Source organism: Frankia sp. AgB1.9, from assembly GCF_016786355.1.
In the GTDB taxonomy this organism is placed as follows: Bacteria; Actinomycetota; Actinomycetes; order Frankiales; family Frankiaceae; genus Pseudofrankia.
The window spans coordinates 1-17,870 of record NZ_JADWYX010000080.1; the positions used below are offsets into that span (position 1 = coordinate 1).

Below are 17,870 nucleotides of genomic sequence, written 5' to 3' on the forward strand. Positions count from 1 at the left end.
GCGTTCCCGCGCAGCCGGCCGGCCAGGCCTGACGGCTCTTCCGGTGACGGCGCTCGCCGTCACCGGAAGAACCGGGGGCCCGGGAGGACTGGGGGCTCGGGGCGGCGGGGGGGCGGTGAGATACGCACGCCGCCGGGGCGGGTGGGGGCGACCGGGCCGGCTTGACGGCGGTGGGATCGGGTCAGGTCCAGGGAATCCAGGCGGTCCGCACGTGGCCGTTGCCGCTGTCGTCGCTCGGCTGGAAGTAGGACAGCATCAGCTTGCTGGCGGTGCTCGACTCGGGGTGGCCGATGTAGGCCCGGCACAGGCCTCCCGGACCGGTGGAGCTGGTACACGGAACGGCCGCCGTGAATCTCGGCGTGAACGGCCCGGCGGGGCTACTCGCGGAGAACACCGTGATGTTTCCACCGATGTCGTCCTGCTCGATCACGACGAACGGGGACCCGGAGAACGCCGGATACTGGTGGACGTCGAAGCTGGCCGGCGTGATCGGGGTGAAGCCGCCGGACGTCGCGGCCAGTGTGCTGAACGTGTAGTTACGCGGGTCCAGCCAGCGGTGGCCGCCGGTCTGGTTGCTCGAGTTGTACGCCGCCAGCGGGGTGCTGCCGAGCGTGACCTTCGCGACCTGGACGGTCCCGGCCGAACAGTCGCCGAAGGCGGAGCTGGTGCAGGTGCCGGCGTAGAGGTAAAGAGAACCGTTGTAGACCACCGGCGAGCCCAGGATGCGGTTGCCCGCCAGCGGGCTGCCGGTGAAGATGCCACTGCCACCGACCGGGCTGTCGTTGCTGAAGGTGTTCGTCGTGTAGTCGTAGTCGACGACCCGGAACGCGAGAGGCGTCGAACCGTTCGCGTTCAGGCAGACCAGCACGTACGGAATGATGAGAATCGGGTTCGGCGAGGACGTCGGGACCGACGCGACCCCGCTGGCCCAGGTGGCGAGGCTGCCGCCGGCGCAGGAGAAGCCGGACGGGTTAGGGATGAACTTCACCAGGTTGTTGCCCGAGGCATCGGTGAAGTCGCCGAACGCGGACTGGTTCGGTGCGGTGAACGCCTGCGCGGTGCCCGCGGTCGTGCCGGTGATGTACTGGCCGGTCGGGCTGACCGCGGTGTCGCAGAACAGCCACAGCACGCCGATGGCGTTCGCCTGCGGGACACCGGTGAACCCGCAGTCCCGGGAGATCTGGTAGCCCTTGTTCACCTCCAGCGACGACACCACCTGGCCGATGTCATTGACGGTCCGGGTGGCTGCCGACGCTGGCGCGACGGTGCCGACCGTATACGCGAGAATGACCGCTAAAACCGTGCTGACCATGGTGAGGGTGAGGCCGGAATGTCGGCGCTGGCGCATTGCACGCATGGTGCGTCTCCTCGACAGTCAATCACGACACGAGGCCACCGCGCAGGGCTTTAGGCGTGGCCGCGATGGCTGACGACGCCCCAGCCGGATGGGCGGCACCTTTGCTCGGGGCCACTCTAGATCGATCACAAGGCCTCGCGCCTCGACTAAGACGGTGGGACTTATTGCCCGTCCCGCTGACCTGGTAGTTCGGCGCGAACGCATCTTCTGACGGCCAGGAGGTATGGAGTAGCGCTCTCTCGTTGCCTGCGCACGGGAATTCTCAGGCCCGAGATCCGTCCCAGCCGGGTGCCGCGCGCGCACCGGCCTTGCGTCGAGGCTTGGTAAGTATTAGCTTACGGTTCGTGGCGACTTACCAAGCGGCGTTCGCGGCGCTCGCGGACCCGACCCGGCGCGCGGTGTTCGAGCGGCTCGCGGACCGCCCGAGCTCGGTCGGGGAGCTGGCCCAGGAGCTCCCGGTGAGCCGCCCCGCGGTCTCTCAGCACCTCAGGGTGCTCAAGGACGCCGGCCTGGTCGTCGACCAGGCGGCCGGGACCCGGCGCATCTACCGCGCCAACCCCGACGGGGTGGCGATGCTGCGGGACTACCTCGACCGGTTCTGGCGTCGATCGCTCGACCCGTTCAAGTCCGTAGCCGAGGAGTCCTTCCATGACCGCTGACATCCCGACCACGCACATCCCGACCGCTGACACCACCGCCACGTCGGTCACCCACAGCGTCGACGTCGCCGCGCCGGTCGGGCACGTGTTCGACGTGTTCACCACGCGGATGAACAGCTGGTGGGACCCCACCCACCACCTGCTGGCCGACACGACCGAGATGGTCGTCGAGCCGTTCGTCGGCGGCACGATCACCGACGTGGCGGCCGACGGGGCCCGCTGCTCCTGGGGCCGGGTGCTCGCGTTCCAGCCGCCGGCCGGCGCGGGTACAGGCGTCTTCGCGTTCAGCTGGGACATCAGCCTGCGCTGGGAGATCGAGACCGACCCGGCCCGCTGCAGCGAGGTGCACGTCAGCTTCGTCCCGACGTCGCCGACGACCACCCGGGTCGTCCTGGAACACCGGCACCTCGACCGTCACGGCGAGGGCTGGGAGTCGATGCGCGCCGCGGTGGGCGGGCCGAACGGCTGGACCCTCGGGCTGTCGCGTTTCGCCGAGGTCGGCGCGGCGACTCACGAGGGGTCCCGCGGCTAGCCGGAGCGCTCGTACCGCCAGCCGTCGTCCACCATCCAGAGCCGGTGGCGGGCGTCCTCGCGGGCGTCCGCCGCCGGGTCGCCGTACTGCGCGTCGCCATGCCAGATGGCGACCAGCCCGCCCGGCGCCCGGTCGATCTGGGTCTCGAACAGCTCGGGTGGCGCGGCCCGCGCGGCGGTGAGGGCGTCGGCGACCCCGGGCCGCGCGGCGAGCGTCCACAGCGTGACCCAGGTCGGCGGGAGGAGGTCGACCTCGCCCCGGTCCCGGGCCGCCAACGCGTCGGCCGGGCGGATCCAACGGTGCTCGGTGATCTCGCCGCCGTCCACGACGACGTCCTGGTCGGGCGCGCGGCCGAGCAGGATCCAGGTCAGGAAGCGGCGCGCCGCCGCGGCCGGCGGGCACCAGCAGGCCACCGGGGTCAGCTCGGCGCCGTCGATCGTCAGGCCCGCCTCCTCCGCGGTCTCCCGGACGGCGGCCCGGCGGGCAGCGGCCAGCTCCGCCGACGTGTCGAGACCGGGATCGCCCGGGTCGCCTAGGTCCCCGGGGTCCACCCGGCCGCCGGGAAAGACCCAGGCGCCGGGCGCGAAGGAGGCCGTGGCACTGCGCCGCAGCAGCAGCACCTCCAGCCCGGACGGCCGGTCGCGCAGCAGGGCCGCGCTGGCGGCGGGCACCACCGTCGCGGGCGAGCTCACTCGACTGATCGTGGGACGCTCGGTCACGACAGGTTGCCTTCCGGACGCGGATGGTGGGCGGCGCGGGTCACGCGACGCCGACGGGGACGGTACCGATGACCGTCGCCCTGGTCAGCTCGGCGAGGCGGTCCTCGTCGAGGCCGAGCTCCTCTCCGAGGATCTCGGTGTTGTGCTCGCCGAGGGTCGGCGGCCGGCGGCGGTGATCCCAGCCGCCGGAGACCGCCCGGACCGGGAGGTTCGGCAGCGGGACCGTCCCGGCCCAGGGCAGCTCGACCGGCCGGTAGAGGCCGCGCGCCGCCAGGTGCGGGTGGTCGTGGACGAAGCGGCCGTCGCGGACCTCGCCCGCCGGGATTCCCGCGGCGAGCAGCCGGTCGACGAGCTCGGCGCGGTCCTGCCCGGCCGTCCACCCGGCCAGTCCGGCTTCCAGCTCGTCGGCCCGGTCGCGGCGGCCGTCGGCCGTCGCGAGCCGGGCGTCGGCGGCCCAGTCCGCGCGCCCCGCCAGGTCCGCGAGCGCCCGCCACTGCGCGTCGTCGGCGACCGTCAGCGCGACCCACCGTTCGGGCTCGGCCGTCGGGAACACGCCCTGCGGGGCCGCGACGGTGTCCCGGTTGCCGCGCCGGTCGAGCAGGACGCCGGTCGCGGTCCAGGTGATGACCTGCTCGCCGGCCATCACCAGGGCGGCCTCCGCCAGCGGCGACTCGACGAGCGTTCCCCGGCCGGTCCGCCGGGCCGTCAGCAGCGCCGAGGACAGCGCGAACAGCGAGTTCGCCGCGGCCATCGGGTCGGCCGGCCCGCTGGGGTTGTGCGGGTCAGCGTCCGGATAGCCGGTGCGCCAGCACAGCCCGGAGAACTGCTCGACCGTCTGCGCGTAGCCGACCATGTCGCGGCGTGGCCCGCTCAGCCCGAACGCCGGCATCCGGTGCAGGACCAGCCGCGGGTTGATCCGATGGACGGCGTCCCAGTCCAGTCCCGCCGACTCCAGCACCCGGGGGGCGTAGTTCTCGATGAGCGCGTCGGCGCCGGCGATCAGCCGCTCCAGCAGGGCCCGGCCGTCGGGGGTCGAGAAGTCGAGGGTGACGGAACGCTTGTCGCTGTTGGCGCCGAGGTAGAAGGCACCGCACTCCCACCAGTGGTCGTGGGTGGCCGGCAGGCCGCCGAGGAAACGGGAGCCGTCGACGCGCCGGGTGCTCTCGACCTTGACGACGTCGGCGCCGAGCGCGCCGAGCGCGGTACCGACGTAGCCACCGACCCACCAGGTGCCCAGGTCGAGGACCCGCAGGCCGGCGAACGGAAGCGTGTCGTCGGACGGCTCGGGCTCGCGGGGCCGGGACTGTCCGGCGTCAGGCGGCGGGGCGACGGCGGGCGGCGACTCGACGCCGCGCCGGGGACGGGCTCCGTCGAACAGGAACGGAGGAGCCGGTTCGAGGAAGCCCGGACGGCTCGGGTTGGGCTGGTAGAAGCCGCGGGCGACCGTGTGCGGGTCGTCGAGGATCGTCCGGCCGTCGTGGACCGGCGCGCACGGGATGCGGAACGCGGACGCCCGCTCGACGATCTCGGCGACGGTGTGCCGCCGGGTCCAGGCGCGGACCGCCGCGGTGAACTCGTCGTACCGCTCGTAGCGGCCCTGGTGGGAGGTCATCTGCGGGTCGGCGAGCCAGTCGGGCCGTTCGACCAGGACGAGGAAGTCCTCGTGGTTCTGGGCCGAGGCGAGGTTGAAGCCGACGTAGCCGTCGGCGGCCGGCTCGACCGACGGGTTGAGCCGGTTGCGGGCCCGCGGCGGCTCGGGGGCTTCGCCCGTGACGGAGGCGCCGACGTCGAGGAACAGGTTCGTCGCGTAGGCGGTGACGTCGAGCAGCGGCGCGTCGACGAGCCGGTGCGCCCGGCCGCCCTGCAGGGCGGCGACCGCCCCGGCCGCGGCCATCGCGCCGGTGACCCAGAGTCCTTCCGAGCTGCCGGTCATCAGCGGCGGCCGGTTCGGCAGGCCGCGCAGCGACAGCGAGCCCGACTCGGCCTGGATCGTCAGCTCGCTGCTCGGCCGGCCCGCGCCGGCCCACGGCCCGGACAGCCCCCAGGGGGTGATGACCACGACGGCCGCGGCACCGAACCCGGCGAGAAAGGCCGCGTCGGGGGCGTCCGGCAGCTCCAGCAGCACGATGTCGGCGCCGAGCGCGACGACGTCGGCGAGGCCGCCGGGCTCGGCGACCTTGCCGCCGTGCAGGTAGGCCCCCAGCGCGGAGCCCAGCGCCGGGGACGCCTCCCGGTCGCCGACCCGGACGACCCGGGCACCGGCGTCGCACAGCATCCGGCCCGCGTAGCCGCCGGCCAGGGAACGAGACCATTCCGCCACGCGGATGCCGGCCAGCGGGAGGGCCGGCGGCGCTAACGGATCGGTGTCGTCGGGCCGCGCAGTCATGTCAGCTCACCGCCATCGGGTCGCGGGAGCGGCCAGCCGGCTACCCGGGCGCCCGGTTGCCCATCAGGTGGCGATGCTCCGCTCTCTTCATACGTCAGCCGTTTGGCCCGGCGCCAGGCGAACGCGGCAAGCCGCCGGCCGGCGAGACGACGGCGGTAGCTGGCCGAACCCGCCGGTCAGGACAGTCGGCCGCACTTGCCGGTCAAGGACAGTCGGCCGCACTTGCCGGTCAGGACAGTCGGCCGCACCTGCCGGTCAGGATGTCGTCGGCAGGCCCGCGGCGGCCCAGGCGTGGTAGCCGCCGACGACGTCGGTGGCGCGGTGCAGCCCCAGCTCCTGCAGCGCGGCGGCCGCGAGGCTGGAGGTGTAGCCCTCGGAGCAGATGACGAGCACCCGCAGGTCGTCGCCGGTCGCGACCGGAAGCCGGGCGTCGCTGGTCGGGTCGAGCCGCCATTCGAGCACGTTGCGCTCGATGACGAGGGCGTCGGGGATCTCGCCCTCGGCGGCCCGCTGCGCGGCCGGCCGGATGTCGACCAGCAGCGCGCCGTCGGCGATCTCCCCCGCCGCCTCGACGGGATCGATCCGGCGCAGCCCGGCGCGGGCCCTCGCCAGCATCCCGTCGATCCGGCTGACGGGCGCTTCCCCCGGCCCGGCGGACCGGCCGTGCACCGGGTTCTCGACGCCGCCCTGGGCGCTCATCGGGCGGCCGTCGCCGCGACCCGCCGCTGGGCGGTGGGCGCGAGCAGCCCGGTGGTCAGCTGGGCGGCCGCTGCGGCCGGGACGGCGACCGAGCCGTCCGCGTTCGCGTAACGCAACGGGACCTCCGGTGGGGAGTAGGCGTGCACGGTGGTGGCCACGACCGCGGTCCGGTTGATGACCCGGTGGACGTGGTCGGCGCCGAACCCGACGACGCGGCCCTGGGCGTGCCGTCGGGTCGCGCGCGGCTCCCAGGATCCTCCATGCGGGGCGTGCACGTCCTCCTCGACGGCGCCGTCGGCGACCGCGAGGGCGCCGAGCGCGCCGCCGTGGTCGTGCACCGCGGTGTGCTGGCCGGGCGACCAGCCGATCAGCCACACCTCGACGACCCCGGTCAGCAGCAGCCGGGTGTACCACCGCTTGGCGGCGTCGTGGCGCACGATCGGCCGCCACAGCCGCTCGGTCGCCGCGAGCCGTCCCGCCAGCTCGGTCAGGGTCGCCAGGTCGAGGGACTCGCCCTCGTCGCGCAGCACGTCGGCCGCGAGCGACCCGCCCGCGAGCAGCTGGGCCAAGCCCACGGGTCCCGTCGCAGAGTCCCCGGTCGCAGAGTCCCCGGTCACAGAGTCCCCGCACGCCGCCGCCGCGTCGCCCGGCGCGCACGCCGGGAGAGCCAGCCCGGCCGGGCCGGGGACGTCGGGAAGGGCCGTGGTCAGGCCCAGCAGCGCAGGGTGGACGAGCGGCACGTCTGGCTCCAGGTGGCACGGGCGCGCGGGGCGCGGGTCAGGTGTTTGCGGTGCCGCCGGGCCCTGGCGGGAACCGGCGGGCCGGCGGTCGATCGGGGTGGAGCGGGCCCGGCGCCGAAACAACTCTTTCTCGACCTGGAAAGTAGAGAAGAGGCCCGCGCAGGCCAGAGCAAAAATGATCAAGAACGATGCGAGGCGGCCGCACTCACGCGCGCAGCTGGGGCCCTACCCACGGATGTGAGCGCCAGGCCGACGCGGCAACGGTCGGCGGCCGCGAGGAGCGACCGGTTACCGGCAACAGGCGCCGCTGGCCAGTCGACCGTGGTCCGTCACGCGGTCGCTGTGCAGCAGCAAGAGGGCACCTGCCATGGGCCGATACTAGCGCGCCGGCGGGCCGTCCGGTCGCGTGTCGCTGGCCGCCGGGTCGCGCTTGACGCGGCTCCCATATTCGCGGGAGTCTGCTGCCACCAATTTTCGTGGGAACTGCTCCCGCGAATCGGCGCTCCGACGCTCCTGGCCAGGCCAGCCTGCGCGTCCGCCACCATCCGTCGCGGCCGTCGCCGCTCCTGTGTTCACCGTGCCCACCGGCTGCGGCTGCGGCTGCGGCTGCGGCTGCGGCTGCGGCTGCGGCACCCTGCCCAGCGGCGGCGTCTGTCGCACCACGCCCACCAGCGGCATCCGCCGCACACTGCCCTCTGGCGGCGCCGGCCCGGCGCCAGGCCGGACACCCAGCCATCCCGGGAGACCTGCATGGAAGACGTTGACGGGCTGCTCGCCGCGGCGAGCGCCGAGACCGGCCTGACCGACTTCGGGGAGCGCACGTTCCACGAGGGCCTCGACCTGCTGGTGGACTCCTTACACAAGGAGGCGAGGCTCAACGCCGTCGGGGACTTCGTCCTGCGAGACATGATCGTCCGGCTGCTGAAGAATCGCCTCCAGATCGAGGACTGGTACCGCCGTCATCCCGAGATCGACGACGAGGTGATCGAACGCCCGCTGATCGGGCTGGGCCTGCCCCGCACGGGTTCCACCGCGCTCGCCGCGTTGCTCGGTGAGGACCCGGCAGCACGTTCGCTCGTCGCGTGGCAGGCCGAGGAGCCGTGCCCGCCGCCGTCGACGGTGCCCGCCCCGGATCCGCGGATCGCCCGCGCCGAGGCCAAGGCGGCGCAGTCGCGTGAGCTCTCGCCGAAGCTGTCCGCGATGCAGCCGTCCTCGCCGACGGGGCCCTTCGAGGACCACGACCTGATGGGCCTCGAGTTCAGCTCGCAGATCTTCCAGGCGTTCGCGCAGATCCCGACGTACTCGGCGTGGCTGCTCGACGCCGACCTGACCTCGACCTACCGCTACGAGCGACGGGCGCTGAAGCTGCTGCAGTGGGGCCAGGAACGCCAGCCGTGGCGGTTGAAGTGCCCCACCCATCTGATCTACCTGCGCTACCTCGACCAGGCCTTCCCTGACGCGCGCTTCGTGATGACGCACCGGGACCCGACCGAGGTCCTCGTCTCCGTCGCCGACGTGTACGCCACGGCCGCCGCGATGTTCAGCGACGAGGTCGACCAGCGCTACCTCGCGGCCCTCAACGTCGAGCAGTGGGCGGTCGGCATGCGGCGCGCGCTGGAGTTCCGCGACGCGGGCAACGACGACCGATTCTTCGACCTGGACTTCCGCGCCATGCGCCGCGACCCGGTCGGCGAGGTGCGCCGGCTCTACGCCTGGCTCGACGAGCCCGTCACGCCGACGTTCGAGGCCGGGATGCGGCGCTGGTGGCGGGAGAACGCCGAGAACCGGGAGGAGACCGTCCACCCGGACCCGGCCGAGTTCGGCCTCGATCTGGCCGCGGTGCGGCCGCTGTTCGCCGACTACGTGACGCGGTCCGCCCGCTGGACCGCACCGAGAGAAAGGTGACCACACAGTGACGATCGACCTCACCGGCGGCCTCGACGAGGACTGGGAGTTCGTCTTCCCCCGCCAGCCCGACGATCCCGAGGCGCGCGAGTCGGTCAACGCCTGGATCTGGGACGACAGCGGCACCTTCGGCCTCCCGCGCATCGGCGTCGAGGCCGTCGCCGACCAGTGGGACACCCACGACATCCAGGTCAACCTCGGGTTCGCCGACGGGCGCGTCTACAACGTGTTCGGGCCAGGACCGGTGCACGACCCGGCCGGCCCGGACGGACGGGCCCGCGTCCTGGGCGCCGGGCCGCTGTCGTTCGAGCTGGTCGAGCCCTACCGCCACCTGCGCCTGAGGCTCGACGGCACCGCGGTCGCGACCACCTCGGCGGCGCAGATCGACGGCTGGACGCCCTGGACCGGCGGCGAGCAGGTGCCGATCCGGGCCGAGATCGACCTCTACCCGGCCGCGCCGCCCTGGGAGAACGGCTCCACCAGCGACGAGGCGCGCCACATCCTGGCGACCCAGGAGGAGGGCGACCTCATCGGCTACCCCTGGCGGTTCGAGCAGCTGTGCCGGGCCAGCGGCACGATCACCATCGGCGACGAGACCCACCAGATCAACGGTGGAGCCGACCGGATCCGCCGGCAGGGAATCAGGCGGTTGGCGAAGTTCTGGGGCCACGTCTGGCAGGCGGCGCTGTTCCCCAGCGGCCGAGGTTTCGGCTTCCAGGTCTATCCACCGCGCGCGGACGGCAAGACCACCTACAACGAGGGCTACGTGATCGACGGCGGCGAGCTGATCCCCGCCCGGGTGGTCCGCGCACCCTGGCTGCGGACCCTGCAGGCCAGCGGCCAGGACGTGACCGTCGTACTGGAGACCGCGAAGGGAGAGATCGAGGTCGCCGGCGAGACGGTCCTCTCGACGTTCATGGTGATGCCACCGGAGGTCGGCGGCGGTATGCAGCTCCAGCAGGGCCTGGCCCGCTACACCTGGGACGGCGAGTCGGCCATCGGCATGATCGAACGCTCCAGCACCCCGGACCAGATGTCCTAGCCGACGGTGCGTGACCCGCGACGGCGTTGACGGTCGGTTGGGCGGCGCGGAGCGTAACGGTGCCGGGAGTTCACCGGTAGCTGGTTGCGCGCCGCCCCACCGGCGGACGGAATGGGTACATGAGCCAACGGAAGTCCGACCCCCACGCTCCCGAGGCCAGCGGTGACTCCGTTCCGGGCTCCCCGGACTCCCCTGGCTCCCCTGGCGAGGCGCCGGCCCGCCGGGGCGTCTCCCGTCGCCACGTCCTGATCGCGGGGGCCGCGACCGCGGTCACCGCGGGCGTCGCCGGGGGCGTCGGCGCGAGCCTCGGGAGCGGCGGCTCGACGCCCGCGAGCGCGACGAGCGACACGGCCCTGACGGGGACGATCAAGGACGTCAAGCACGTGGTGATCCTCATGCAGGAGAACCGCTCGTTCGACCACTACCTCGGCGCGCTGCCCGGCGTGCGCGGCTTCGGGGACAAGCAGGCCCTCGAGTACCCCGGCGGCGGCGACATCTTCCACCAGCCGGACCCGGCCAGACCCGACGGCGGCTTCCTGCTGCCGTTCCGGATGGACAGCTCGCTGTACAACGGGCAGAACGCCGGCGACCTGGACCACTCCTGGGAGGGCGGCCACAAGGCGCTGGCCGGCGGGGCGTGGAACGGCTGGGTCGGGGCGAAGACCGAGCGCACCATGGGCTACTTCACCCGGGACGACATCCCCTACCAGCACGCCCTGGCCAGCGCGTTCACGGTCTGCGACCACTACTTCTGCTCAGTGCTCGGCCCGACGACGCCGAACCGGCTCTACCAGTGGGCCGGGAACATCGACCCGAGCGGCGGCCACGGCGGCCCGGTCACGTCGAACCCGGCCGACTACATCGGGGCGCTCAGCTACGGCACGTACGCCGAGAAGCTCTTCGGGGCTGGCGTCAGCTTCAGGACCTACGCCAACGACGAGGTCGGCGACTCGGGCCTGCACCCGTACCTGGGCGACTACGGCGACAACCCGCTCTGGCTGTTCTCCCAGTACCACGACGCGCTCGCCTCGACGGACCCGGCGCGCCAGAAGCTGGCGGCGCAGGCCGGCCTGCACGACGGCTGGAAGCCGGCGTCCGACCGGGGCCTGGACGTCTCCTACCTGCTGCGCGACTTCATCGCCGACGCGAAGGCGGGCACGCTGCCGACCGTGTCCTACGTGGTCGCCCCCTACGGCTGGTCGGAGCACCCGGCGGCGAGCCCGGACTACGGCGGCCACTACGTCAACCAGGTCGTCCAGGCGGTGCTCGCGAACCCGACGCTCTGGGCGCAGACCGCCGTCCTGGTCAACTACGACGAGAACGACGGCTTCTTCGACCACGTCGTGCCGCCGCTGCCCGAGCCGGGCACCGCGGGCGAGTTCGTCGGCGGGCTGCCGATCGGTCTCGGCACCCGGGTCCCGATGACGGTCGTCTCGCCGTGGTCACGCGGCGGCTGGGTCAACTCGCAGGTGTTCGACCACACCTCGGTCATCCAGTTCCTGGAGCAGGTCACCGGGGTGCGCCACGACGGCATCTCGGCCTGGCGGCGCACGGTCGCCGGCGACCTGACCAGCGCGTTCGACTTCGGCCGGCCCGACTTCAGCATCCCGTCGAACAAGGTCGTGCCGAGTCTGGCGGCGACGAAGGCGCTCACGCTCGCGGCCGACGCGGACAACCTCAAGCCCCCGGTCCCGCTGCCGCTGCCCGGCGCCCAGGCGCTGCCGACGCAGACCGGCTCTGCCCGGCACCGGGCGCTGCCCTACCGGCAGACCGCGAACGCCACCATCGACATCGCGTCCGGCAACGTCACGGTGACCCTGTCCAACAAGGGCACCGTCGGGGTGAACCACCTCGTCTACCCGAACAAGGTGCTGCCGTTCGCCGCGACGCCGTACACCCTGGCCGCGGGCGGGCAGGCGACGCACACCTGGCCCGGCGGGACGACGCCGGACCGGACCTACGACCTCAGCGTCTACGGCCCGGACCGGTTCCTGCGCCGGTTCGCCGGCGACGCGACCGGGACGTCGCCGGTGGTGAGCGCCGACCTGGTGCTCGGCCGGACCCCCGGGCTGAAGCTGGCGCTCGGCAACCCGTCGCGCGGGCCGCTCGCGTTTACCCTGGCCGCCAACGACTTCGTGACGAAGACGCAGACGGTCACGGTCAACGCCGGCGCCTCGACGACGGTCACCTGGCCGGTCGACCAGTGGGGCTACTACGACGTCGTCGTCACCTCGATCGGCGGCTTCCGTTACCGGTTCGCGGGCCGCGTCGGCTAGCCAGTCCGGGCGGCCCGACAGCACAAGCGAGGCCCCACACCGTGACGGTGTGGGGCCTCGCTGGCTATGCGGCTATCAGATCTTGTGGCCCCAGCAGCCCTTCGAGGCGTACCACGGGCTGGTGCCCTGCTGGGCGTAAAGCTTGTAGGCCTTGGCCCACTGCTCGGACACCGACGCGTTCTGCGGGAGGCCCTTGCCGCCGAGGCCGTGCCAGGTCGAGGGCAGGAACTGGAACAGCCCACCGGCACCGATCGAGTTCACCGCGCGGGCGTTGCCCCCGGACTCACACGGCACCACGGCCGAGAGGAAGTGCGCCGCCGACGGACGGGCCGAGGCGGAGGCGGGCTGGGTGGCGACCAGACCGGTCCCGACCACCGCCGCGGCCAGCACCGGAGTGGCGACCATCGCACGGGCACGGGTGGAGAGGCCACGAAGCAAGAGAGGTGTCCTTTCGGAAGGCGCCGGGATCAGACGTCCCAGGCACTGAGGTAGATCGGCTGCGGGAGGCCGCGGGGCCACCGGCGGGCGGAGAAGACCGCCCGCCGGTGGAGCGCGGACCGCTCAGAGAGCTCGCTGGAGGTCAGCGGGGAGCGCGGCCGGGGGAACTGGCCGCGGGTACCGAACTAGCTGCCGGTACGGAACTAGCCGCGGGCGGCGGCGGCACCTCGGCCGAGGTACGCCTTGTAGGCGCCGTTGGTGTACGTCGACCAGGCGGTCGGGCCCTGGCGCGAGCAGACGCGCTTGGCGGCCCAGGCGTTCGTCGAGACGTCGTACAGATTGCGGCCGCCGACGAGGTCGCTGTTGGCCCAGAGGTTGACCTGCCACAGGCCGCGGGAGTCCTCGATGCCGGTGGCGTGCGCGTGGGTGTTGCCGCGGGACTCCGCCAGCGCGATGGCCACCCAGGTTCCGGTGGACACGCCGCGGCAGCCGGCCAGGCCGGACCGCTTGGCGGCCTGGGCGATAGCGGTGTCGGAGACGGTGCTGGTCGCACCGTGACTGCCGGGCGCGGCGCTCGCCGGAGCGGCAGCCGCGAGGACGCCACCGGTGGTGACGACCGCACCCGCTGCCGCGAGGGCGGCGAGGCGGCTACGCAGGCTGCTCGTGCGGTTGCGTCGGTTCGACAAAGAAATGCTTTCTCGCGACACCTACGGATTCCTACGCCAGTGAAAGGCGCATGTGGTCGCGGCCGACTTCGGCCTGGACCACGAACAGGGATTTGGCTTCCCCGGGGAGCTCGCTGGGCTCCACCCGTTTCTGCCCTCGCGTCATGGGAGACGGGATGCACCGGGGCCTTGGGCAGAATTCGGCATCGGCCCGGTGTGTGTGCGCCTGGCTCGTGTTTTCGTTTCTCACGGCCTGACGAGAACCAACTTAGCTGGGATCAAGAACCGAAGGCAAGCACTCTCGGTAGTCAAACACGTGCCAGACCACTGACTTTTCGTGGCTCCTGGTGGCCCGCAGTAATTACGCGGTACCGCATGTGACCGCCACCACGCGAGGGCCTCTGTGGATTCCCACTTCTCGGTGACAGGGTGGCCACAATGCGTCGGAGAATCGCGGGGTCCCGGTCCTGCCACATTCCCGGCCGGAGTGGCTGTGGGGCCGGTGAAGCGGTCGCATCGGGCGCCCCGGCCAGCCGGGATGCCCTGGCCCGCGGCTACCCGCCGTCGCGGACTCGGCCCAGGCCCGCTCACGGCCCGTGAACCACGCCCGGCCGGGCCACGTGCCGGTCGAGGGCCTGTCACTCATACCTGTGCCTGGGGAACGGCCAGAACCCCGACCACCACGTATGACCAGGGGCTCGTGCTACCGCGCCCAGAGACGCGGCAGGGCCTCCCCGAACCGAGGTTCGGGGAGGCCCTGATGATCAGCCCGCTGACGCCGCTGGGCGCTCGGGGTCCGCGGGGGTCAAGCCCTGACAGTCACTTCGCGCAGGTCAGGCCTGCGCGGCGGCCGCACGGCCGCGGGCCAGGAAGTGCCGGTAGGCACCGTTGGTGTAGGTCGACCACGCGGTCGGGCCCTGGCGGGCGCAGACCCGCTTGGCGGCCCAGGCGTTGTTGGACACGTCGTACAGGTTGCGGCCACCGACCAGGTCGCTGTTGGCCCAGAGGTTGACCTGCCACAGGCCGCGCGAGTCCTCGATACCGGTCGCGTGGGCGTGGGTGTTGCCCCTGGACTCGGCCAGCGCGATGGCCACCCAGGTGCTGGCAGGAACGCCGCGGCAGCCGGCCAGGCCGGCCCGCTTCGCCGCCTTCGCGATCGTCACGTCGGAGACGGTGCTGCCGGAGGCGGCGCTAGCCGGAGACGCAGCCGCCAGGACGCCACCGGTGGTGACGACGGCACCCGCCGCCATGACGGCGGCGAGACGGGTCCGCAGGCTGCTGCTCGTTCGGTTGCGTCGGATCGACAAGGAGGATTCTTTCCACGCGACACCTACGGACATCGCGTCCCATTTAGCCGTATTTACGGCCGCGACGAGACACGGTGAGCACGGTGCTCACGGCGGGGAACATGACTGCTTCCCGGGAAACCCCCATATTGGCGGGTTCCGCCCGTTTCTGCCCTCGCGTCCCAGTGAGGAGACGACAATGCACCGGGGCCGCGGGCAGACACTGGTGACGCCCCGGTGTGGGAGTCCGGTGGCGCTTTTCTGAAACCACGCCGTGGCCGGACGAGCACCAACGTAAACACTGCGGCGCCATTCGGCAAAGGCCCGCTAAGAACCCGGTCGCCGACCGTCCGTGGCAATCCCTGCGACCCAGCGAAAAAGCCGGGCGTGTTGTGACGGGCGCGACGAGGAACTGGTATTCGCCCCGCCGTCAGCCAGCCGCGAGCGTGGCCCGTGCGCCGCTTTCCGTCACGTCTTCCCCGCGGACGGCGACCAGCCGGGGCCGTCCGTGCAGCCGGGCGATCCGCTCGCGGCTGACCTCGTCGACCGCGTTGTAGACGACGAGCCGGACGCCCGGCAGGTCCGCCACATCGAGGTTGGTCGTGCGCATCGCGACCTCGCCGACCTCCGGGAGCCGGAACCGCTTGTCACAAGGCCCGGGCGGCGCGACATCGTGGGTGGCCCACAGCCGTGCGAACAGCGGGCTGGCGTCGCTGAGCCGGTCGACGAACTCCCGCCACTCCGGCTCACCCAGGTGCTGGGTGTACCGGTAGCGGAAGACGGCGACCGCGCGGTGGGCCTGCTCGTCCAGGTTGACCAGCGTCTCCCGGCCGCGCTGCGTCACGAACATGAACCAGAAGGAGTTCCGCAGGGCCGGGGGGCCGTAGACGAGGTCGGGGAACATCGCAGCGTAGGTCTGGTTCCAGCCGAGCACGTCGGACCGGTGGTTGACCAGCGCGGCCGGCAGCGGCTCGAGGCTTTCGAGGATGGCCCGCAGGTCGCTCGGCGCGGTGTCGCGCTCGGCGACGGCGACCGCCGGCTGCGTCACCTCGGCCAGCCGGTAGAGGTGCTCGCACTCCGCCTCGTCGAGCCGCAGCGTCCGCGCGACCGCGCCGAGCACCTGGGCGCTCGCGTTGATCGGCCGGCCCTGCTCCAGCCAGGTGTACCAGGTGACGCCGACCCCGGCGAGCTGCGCGACCTCCTCGCGGCGCAGCCCCGGCGTGCGGCGGCGCGCCCCGCCGGGCATGCCGACGTCCTGCGGGGTGATCCGCTCGCGTCGGCTGCGCAGGAACGACGCCAGCTCGGCCCGCCGCTCACCGCCGACGGTCCGGTGCGATGGCGGGCCCGCGGGCCGCGCCGCGCCGCGCAGGTCCGGCTCGATGGTCGTCACGCTCTCCAGGCTGCCCGAAGCCGGGCCTCGTAGCCAGGTGCTCTCGGTACCAGGATGAGTAGGCCCTCGTTACCGGTACTGGCCAGGCCGCAGGCTGGCAACCATGACACAAGCGATCGAGACGGCCGGGGAGCGCCCCGGCACTCCCCCGCCCGACCTTGACCATGCGGACGGCACGCCGGCGAGCGTCGCCGGCATCCCCACCCAACCCGGGGCGCCGGGGCGGCTTCCCGCCGAACCGGCGCCGGCCCCCGCCCCGGCGCACGGCGCCATGGGAACCGGCAGCGGCGGCCGGCTGGCGCTGGCCCTGCTGCTGCTCGGCCAGTTCATGGCCATCCTCGACGTCAGCATCGTCAACGTGGCCCTGCCTACGCTGCGCACCGACCTGCACACGTCCGACTCCGGCCTGCAGCTCGTCGTGGCCGGCTACATCCTGTCCTACGCTGTGCTGCTGATCACGGGGGCGCGGCTCGGTGGGATCCTGGGCCACCGGCGGACGTTCCTCACCGGCCTGGCCGTGTTCACCGTGGCGTCGCTGGCCTGTGGCCTCGCGCCTGGGTCCGGCTCGCTGATCGCGTTCCGGTTCGTCCAGGGCGCGGGCGCGGCGCTGATGACCCCGCAGGTGATGAGCCTGATCCAGCGGACCTTCACGGGCGCGGCGCGGGCCAGGGCGCTCGGCCTGTTCACGGCCGTGGTCGCCGGTGGCGTCGTCGTCGGGCAGGCGGCCGGCGGGCTGCTGGTCAGCGCCGACATCGCCGGCACCGGCTGGCGGCCGGTGTTCCTGCTGAACGTGCCGATCGGGGTCGCGCTGCTCATCGCCGGGCCCCGGTCCCTGCCGAGGGACCACGGCGAGCGCGGCGAGGGGCTGGACATTCCGGGCCTGCTGGTCATGAGCCCCGCGGTGCTGCTGGTCGTGCTGCCGCTGATCCTCGGCCACGACGAGGGCTGGCCGGCGTGGTGCATCATCTCGATCATCGCCGGTGTGGCGCTGTTCGGCCTCTTCATCGCCGTCGAGCGCCGGATCGCCGCCCAGGGCCGGCGCCCGCTGATCTCCGGGCAGGTGCTTCGCGTGCCCGGCCTGCTGCCCGCGGTCGGCGTGCTCCTGCTCGCTCCGGCGACCTGGGGCGCGTTCCTGTTCACCACCACGCTGCACCTGCAGGGTGATCTGCGGATGACGCCGCTGCGTTCGGGGCTCGCGTTCGTCCCGTGCATCGCGGCGTTCGCGCTGGTCAGCCTGACCTGGCAGCGGCTGCCGGCCGCCTGGCACCGGTGGCTCGTTCCCGCCGGGTTCACGCTGGCGGCCGTGTCCTACCTGGGCATCGGGCCGCTCGCCGGCGGCGGGGCCCGCTACGAGGTGATCACCGGGCTGATCGGGCTCGGCCTGGGCGTCATGCCGATCATCATGACGGTCGCGCTGGAGCACGTCCCGTTCGAGGTCGCGCCGGACGCCAGCGGCCTGCTGCTGACCGTGATGCAGCTCGGCCAGGTCATCGGCGTCGCGACGATCGGCACCGTGTTCCTGACGGTCACCGCCGACAGCCACTCGACCCGGCACGCCGAGTACGCCACCGGCTGGGCGCTGGCCGCCGCGACCGCGCTGGCCGCGGTCACCGCGGTGGTCCTGGCTCGCCGGCGGGTGGCGATCACCGAGTAGACCAGGGGCCTACGGCTGGCATTCCCGTCCGCGCCGATCACGGTCGTCCGGCCCAAGCGGCCCGCCGTCGCCCGCCCCACGCGTTGGCCGCCCCTTCCGCGCCGTCGCCAGTGCGCCGCCAT

At 72.8% G+C, this 17,870-nt stretch carries 15 protein-coding genes; 6 read left to right on the top strand and 9 right to left on the bottom strand.

The window, feature by feature from the left end:
• Positions 1 to 181 precede the first annotated feature (181 nt).
• Complete coding sequence (locus tag I6A60_RS27130) at positions 182 to 1,357, bottom strand: hypothetical protein (protein WP_203020393.1); 1,176 nt, start codon at positions 1,355 to 1,357, stop codon at positions 182 to 184.
• A gap of 344 nt (positions 1,358 to 1,701) precedes the next feature.
• Here I6A60_RS27130 and I6A60_RS27135 point away from each other — a divergent pair, with 344 nt between their 5' ends.
• Both I6A60_RS27135 and I6A60_RS27140 read left to right on the top strand, forming a co-directional pair.
• Positions 1,702 to 2,016 (top strand): helix-turn-helix transcriptional regulator, encoded by a 315-nt coding sequence (locus tag I6A60_RS27135; RefSeq protein ID WP_203020391.1) that lies wholly within the window; start codon positions 1,702 to 1,704, stop codon positions 2,014 to 2,016.
• Positions 2,006 to 2,548 (top strand): SRPBCC family protein, encoded by a 543-nt coding sequence (locus I6A60_RS27140; RefSeq protein WP_203020389.1) that lies wholly within the window; start codon positions 2,006 to 2,008, stop codon positions 2,546 to 2,548. Before I6A60_RS27135 ends, I6A60_RS27140 begins: the two co-directional genes overlap by 11 nt.
• Here the strand turns inward: I6A60_RS27140 and I6A60_RS27145 are convergent.
• The 4 genes from I6A60_RS27145 to I6A60_RS27160 form a co-directional block, all read right to left on the bottom strand.
• Positions 2,545 to 3,240, bottom strand: coding sequence for an NUDIX domain-containing protein (locus I6A60_RS27145; RefSeq protein ID WP_307873891.1), 696 nt, complete (start codon positions 3,238 to 3,240; stop codon positions 2,545 to 2,547). The genes I6A60_RS27140 and I6A60_RS27145 overlap by 4 nt on opposite strands.
• A 67-nt stretch (positions 3,241 to 3,307) precedes the next feature.
• On the bottom strand, positions 3,308 to 5,653 hold the full coding sequence (locus I6A60_RS27150; protein WP_203020384.1) for a CoA transferase: 2,346 nt from the start codon (positions 5,651 to 5,653) through the stop codon (positions 3,308 to 3,310).
• Between the two features lie 255 nt (positions 5,654 to 5,908).
• Positions 5,909 to 6,268 (bottom strand): rhodanese-like domain-containing protein, encoded by a 360-nt coding sequence (locus I6A60_RS27155; RefSeq protein WP_203020402.1) that lies wholly within the window; start codon positions 6,266 to 6,268, stop codon positions 5,909 to 5,911.
• An 80-nt stretch (positions 6,269 to 6,348) separates the two neighbouring features.
• Complete coding sequence (locus tag I6A60_RS27160) at positions 6,349 to 7,092, bottom strand: cysteine dioxygenase family protein (protein ID WP_203020382.1); 744 nt, start codon at positions 7,090 to 7,092, stop codon at positions 6,349 to 6,351.
• A 750-nt stretch (positions 7,093 to 7,842) separates the two neighbouring features.
• Between I6A60_RS27160 and I6A60_RS27165 the strand changes: the two genes are divergently transcribed.
• From I6A60_RS27165 to I6A60_RS27175, 3 genes are all read left to right on the top strand, one after another.
• Positions 7,843 to 8,997 (top strand): sulfotransferase, encoded by a 1,155-nt coding sequence (locus I6A60_RS27165; RefSeq protein ID WP_203020380.1) that lies wholly within the window; start codon positions 7,843 to 7,845, stop codon positions 8,995 to 8,997.
• Positions 8,998 to 9,004: 7 nt separating this feature from the next.
• Entirely contained in the window at positions 9,005 to 10,039 is a 1,035-nt protein-coding gene (locus tag I6A60_RS27170) for a hypothetical protein (RefSeq protein ID WP_203020379.1), read from the top strand.
• A 119-nt stretch (positions 10,040 to 10,158) separates the two neighbouring features.
• Positions 10,159 to 12,315: a phosphocholine-specific phospholipase C gene (locus I6A60_RS27175; RefSeq protein WP_203020376.1), complete on the top strand. Its 2,157-nt coding sequence runs from the start codon at positions 10,159 to 10,161 to the stop codon at positions 12,313 to 12,315.
• Positions 12,316 to 12,390: 75 nt separating this feature from the next.
• Here the strand turns inward: I6A60_RS27175 and I6A60_RS27180 are convergent, their stop codons facing one another.
• The 4 genes from I6A60_RS27180 to I6A60_RS27195 all read right to left on the bottom strand — a co-directional run bounded on the left by I6A60_RS27180 (position 12,391) and on the right by I6A60_RS27195 (position 16,073).
• On the bottom strand, positions 12,391 to 12,720 hold the full coding sequence (locus I6A60_RS27180; protein WP_203020400.1) for a transglycosylase family protein: 330 nt from the start codon (positions 12,718 to 12,720) through the stop codon (positions 12,391 to 12,393).
• A 236-nt stretch (positions 12,721 to 12,956) separates the two neighbouring features.
• The gene (locus I6A60_RS27185; protein ID WP_238436338.1) at positions 12,957 to 13,439 is read right to left on the bottom strand and encodes a transglycosylase; all 483 of its coding nucleotides are present in this window, start codon (positions 13,437 to 13,439) and stop codon (positions 12,957 to 12,959) included.
• An 812-nt stretch (positions 13,440 to 14,251) separates the two neighbouring features.
• Positions 14,252 to 14,725 carry a transglycosylase gene (locus I6A60_RS27190; protein ID WP_238436339.1) on the bottom strand — a complete coding sequence of 158 codons (474 nt, stop codon included), beginning with the start codon at positions 14,723 to 14,725 and terminating at the stop codon, positions 14,252 to 14,254.
• 409 nt (positions 14,726 to 15,134) lie between these two features.
• Positions 15,135 to 16,073: a helix-turn-helix transcriptional regulator gene (locus tag I6A60_RS27195; protein WP_203020399.1), complete on the bottom strand. Its 939-nt coding sequence runs from the start codon at positions 16,071 to 16,073 to the stop codon at positions 15,135 to 15,137.
• A gap of 124 nt (positions 16,074 to 16,197) precedes the next feature.
• On the opposite strand from I6A60_RS27195, the gene I6A60_RS27200 reads away from it, so the two are divergent.
• Positions 16,198 to 17,748 carry an MFS transporter gene (locus I6A60_RS27200; protein ID WP_203020370.1) on the top strand — a complete coding sequence of 517 codons (1,551 nt, stop codon included), beginning with the start codon at positions 16,198 to 16,200 and terminating at the stop codon, positions 17,746 to 17,748.
• The last annotated feature ends 122 nt before the right edge of the window (positions 17,749 to 17,870 follow it).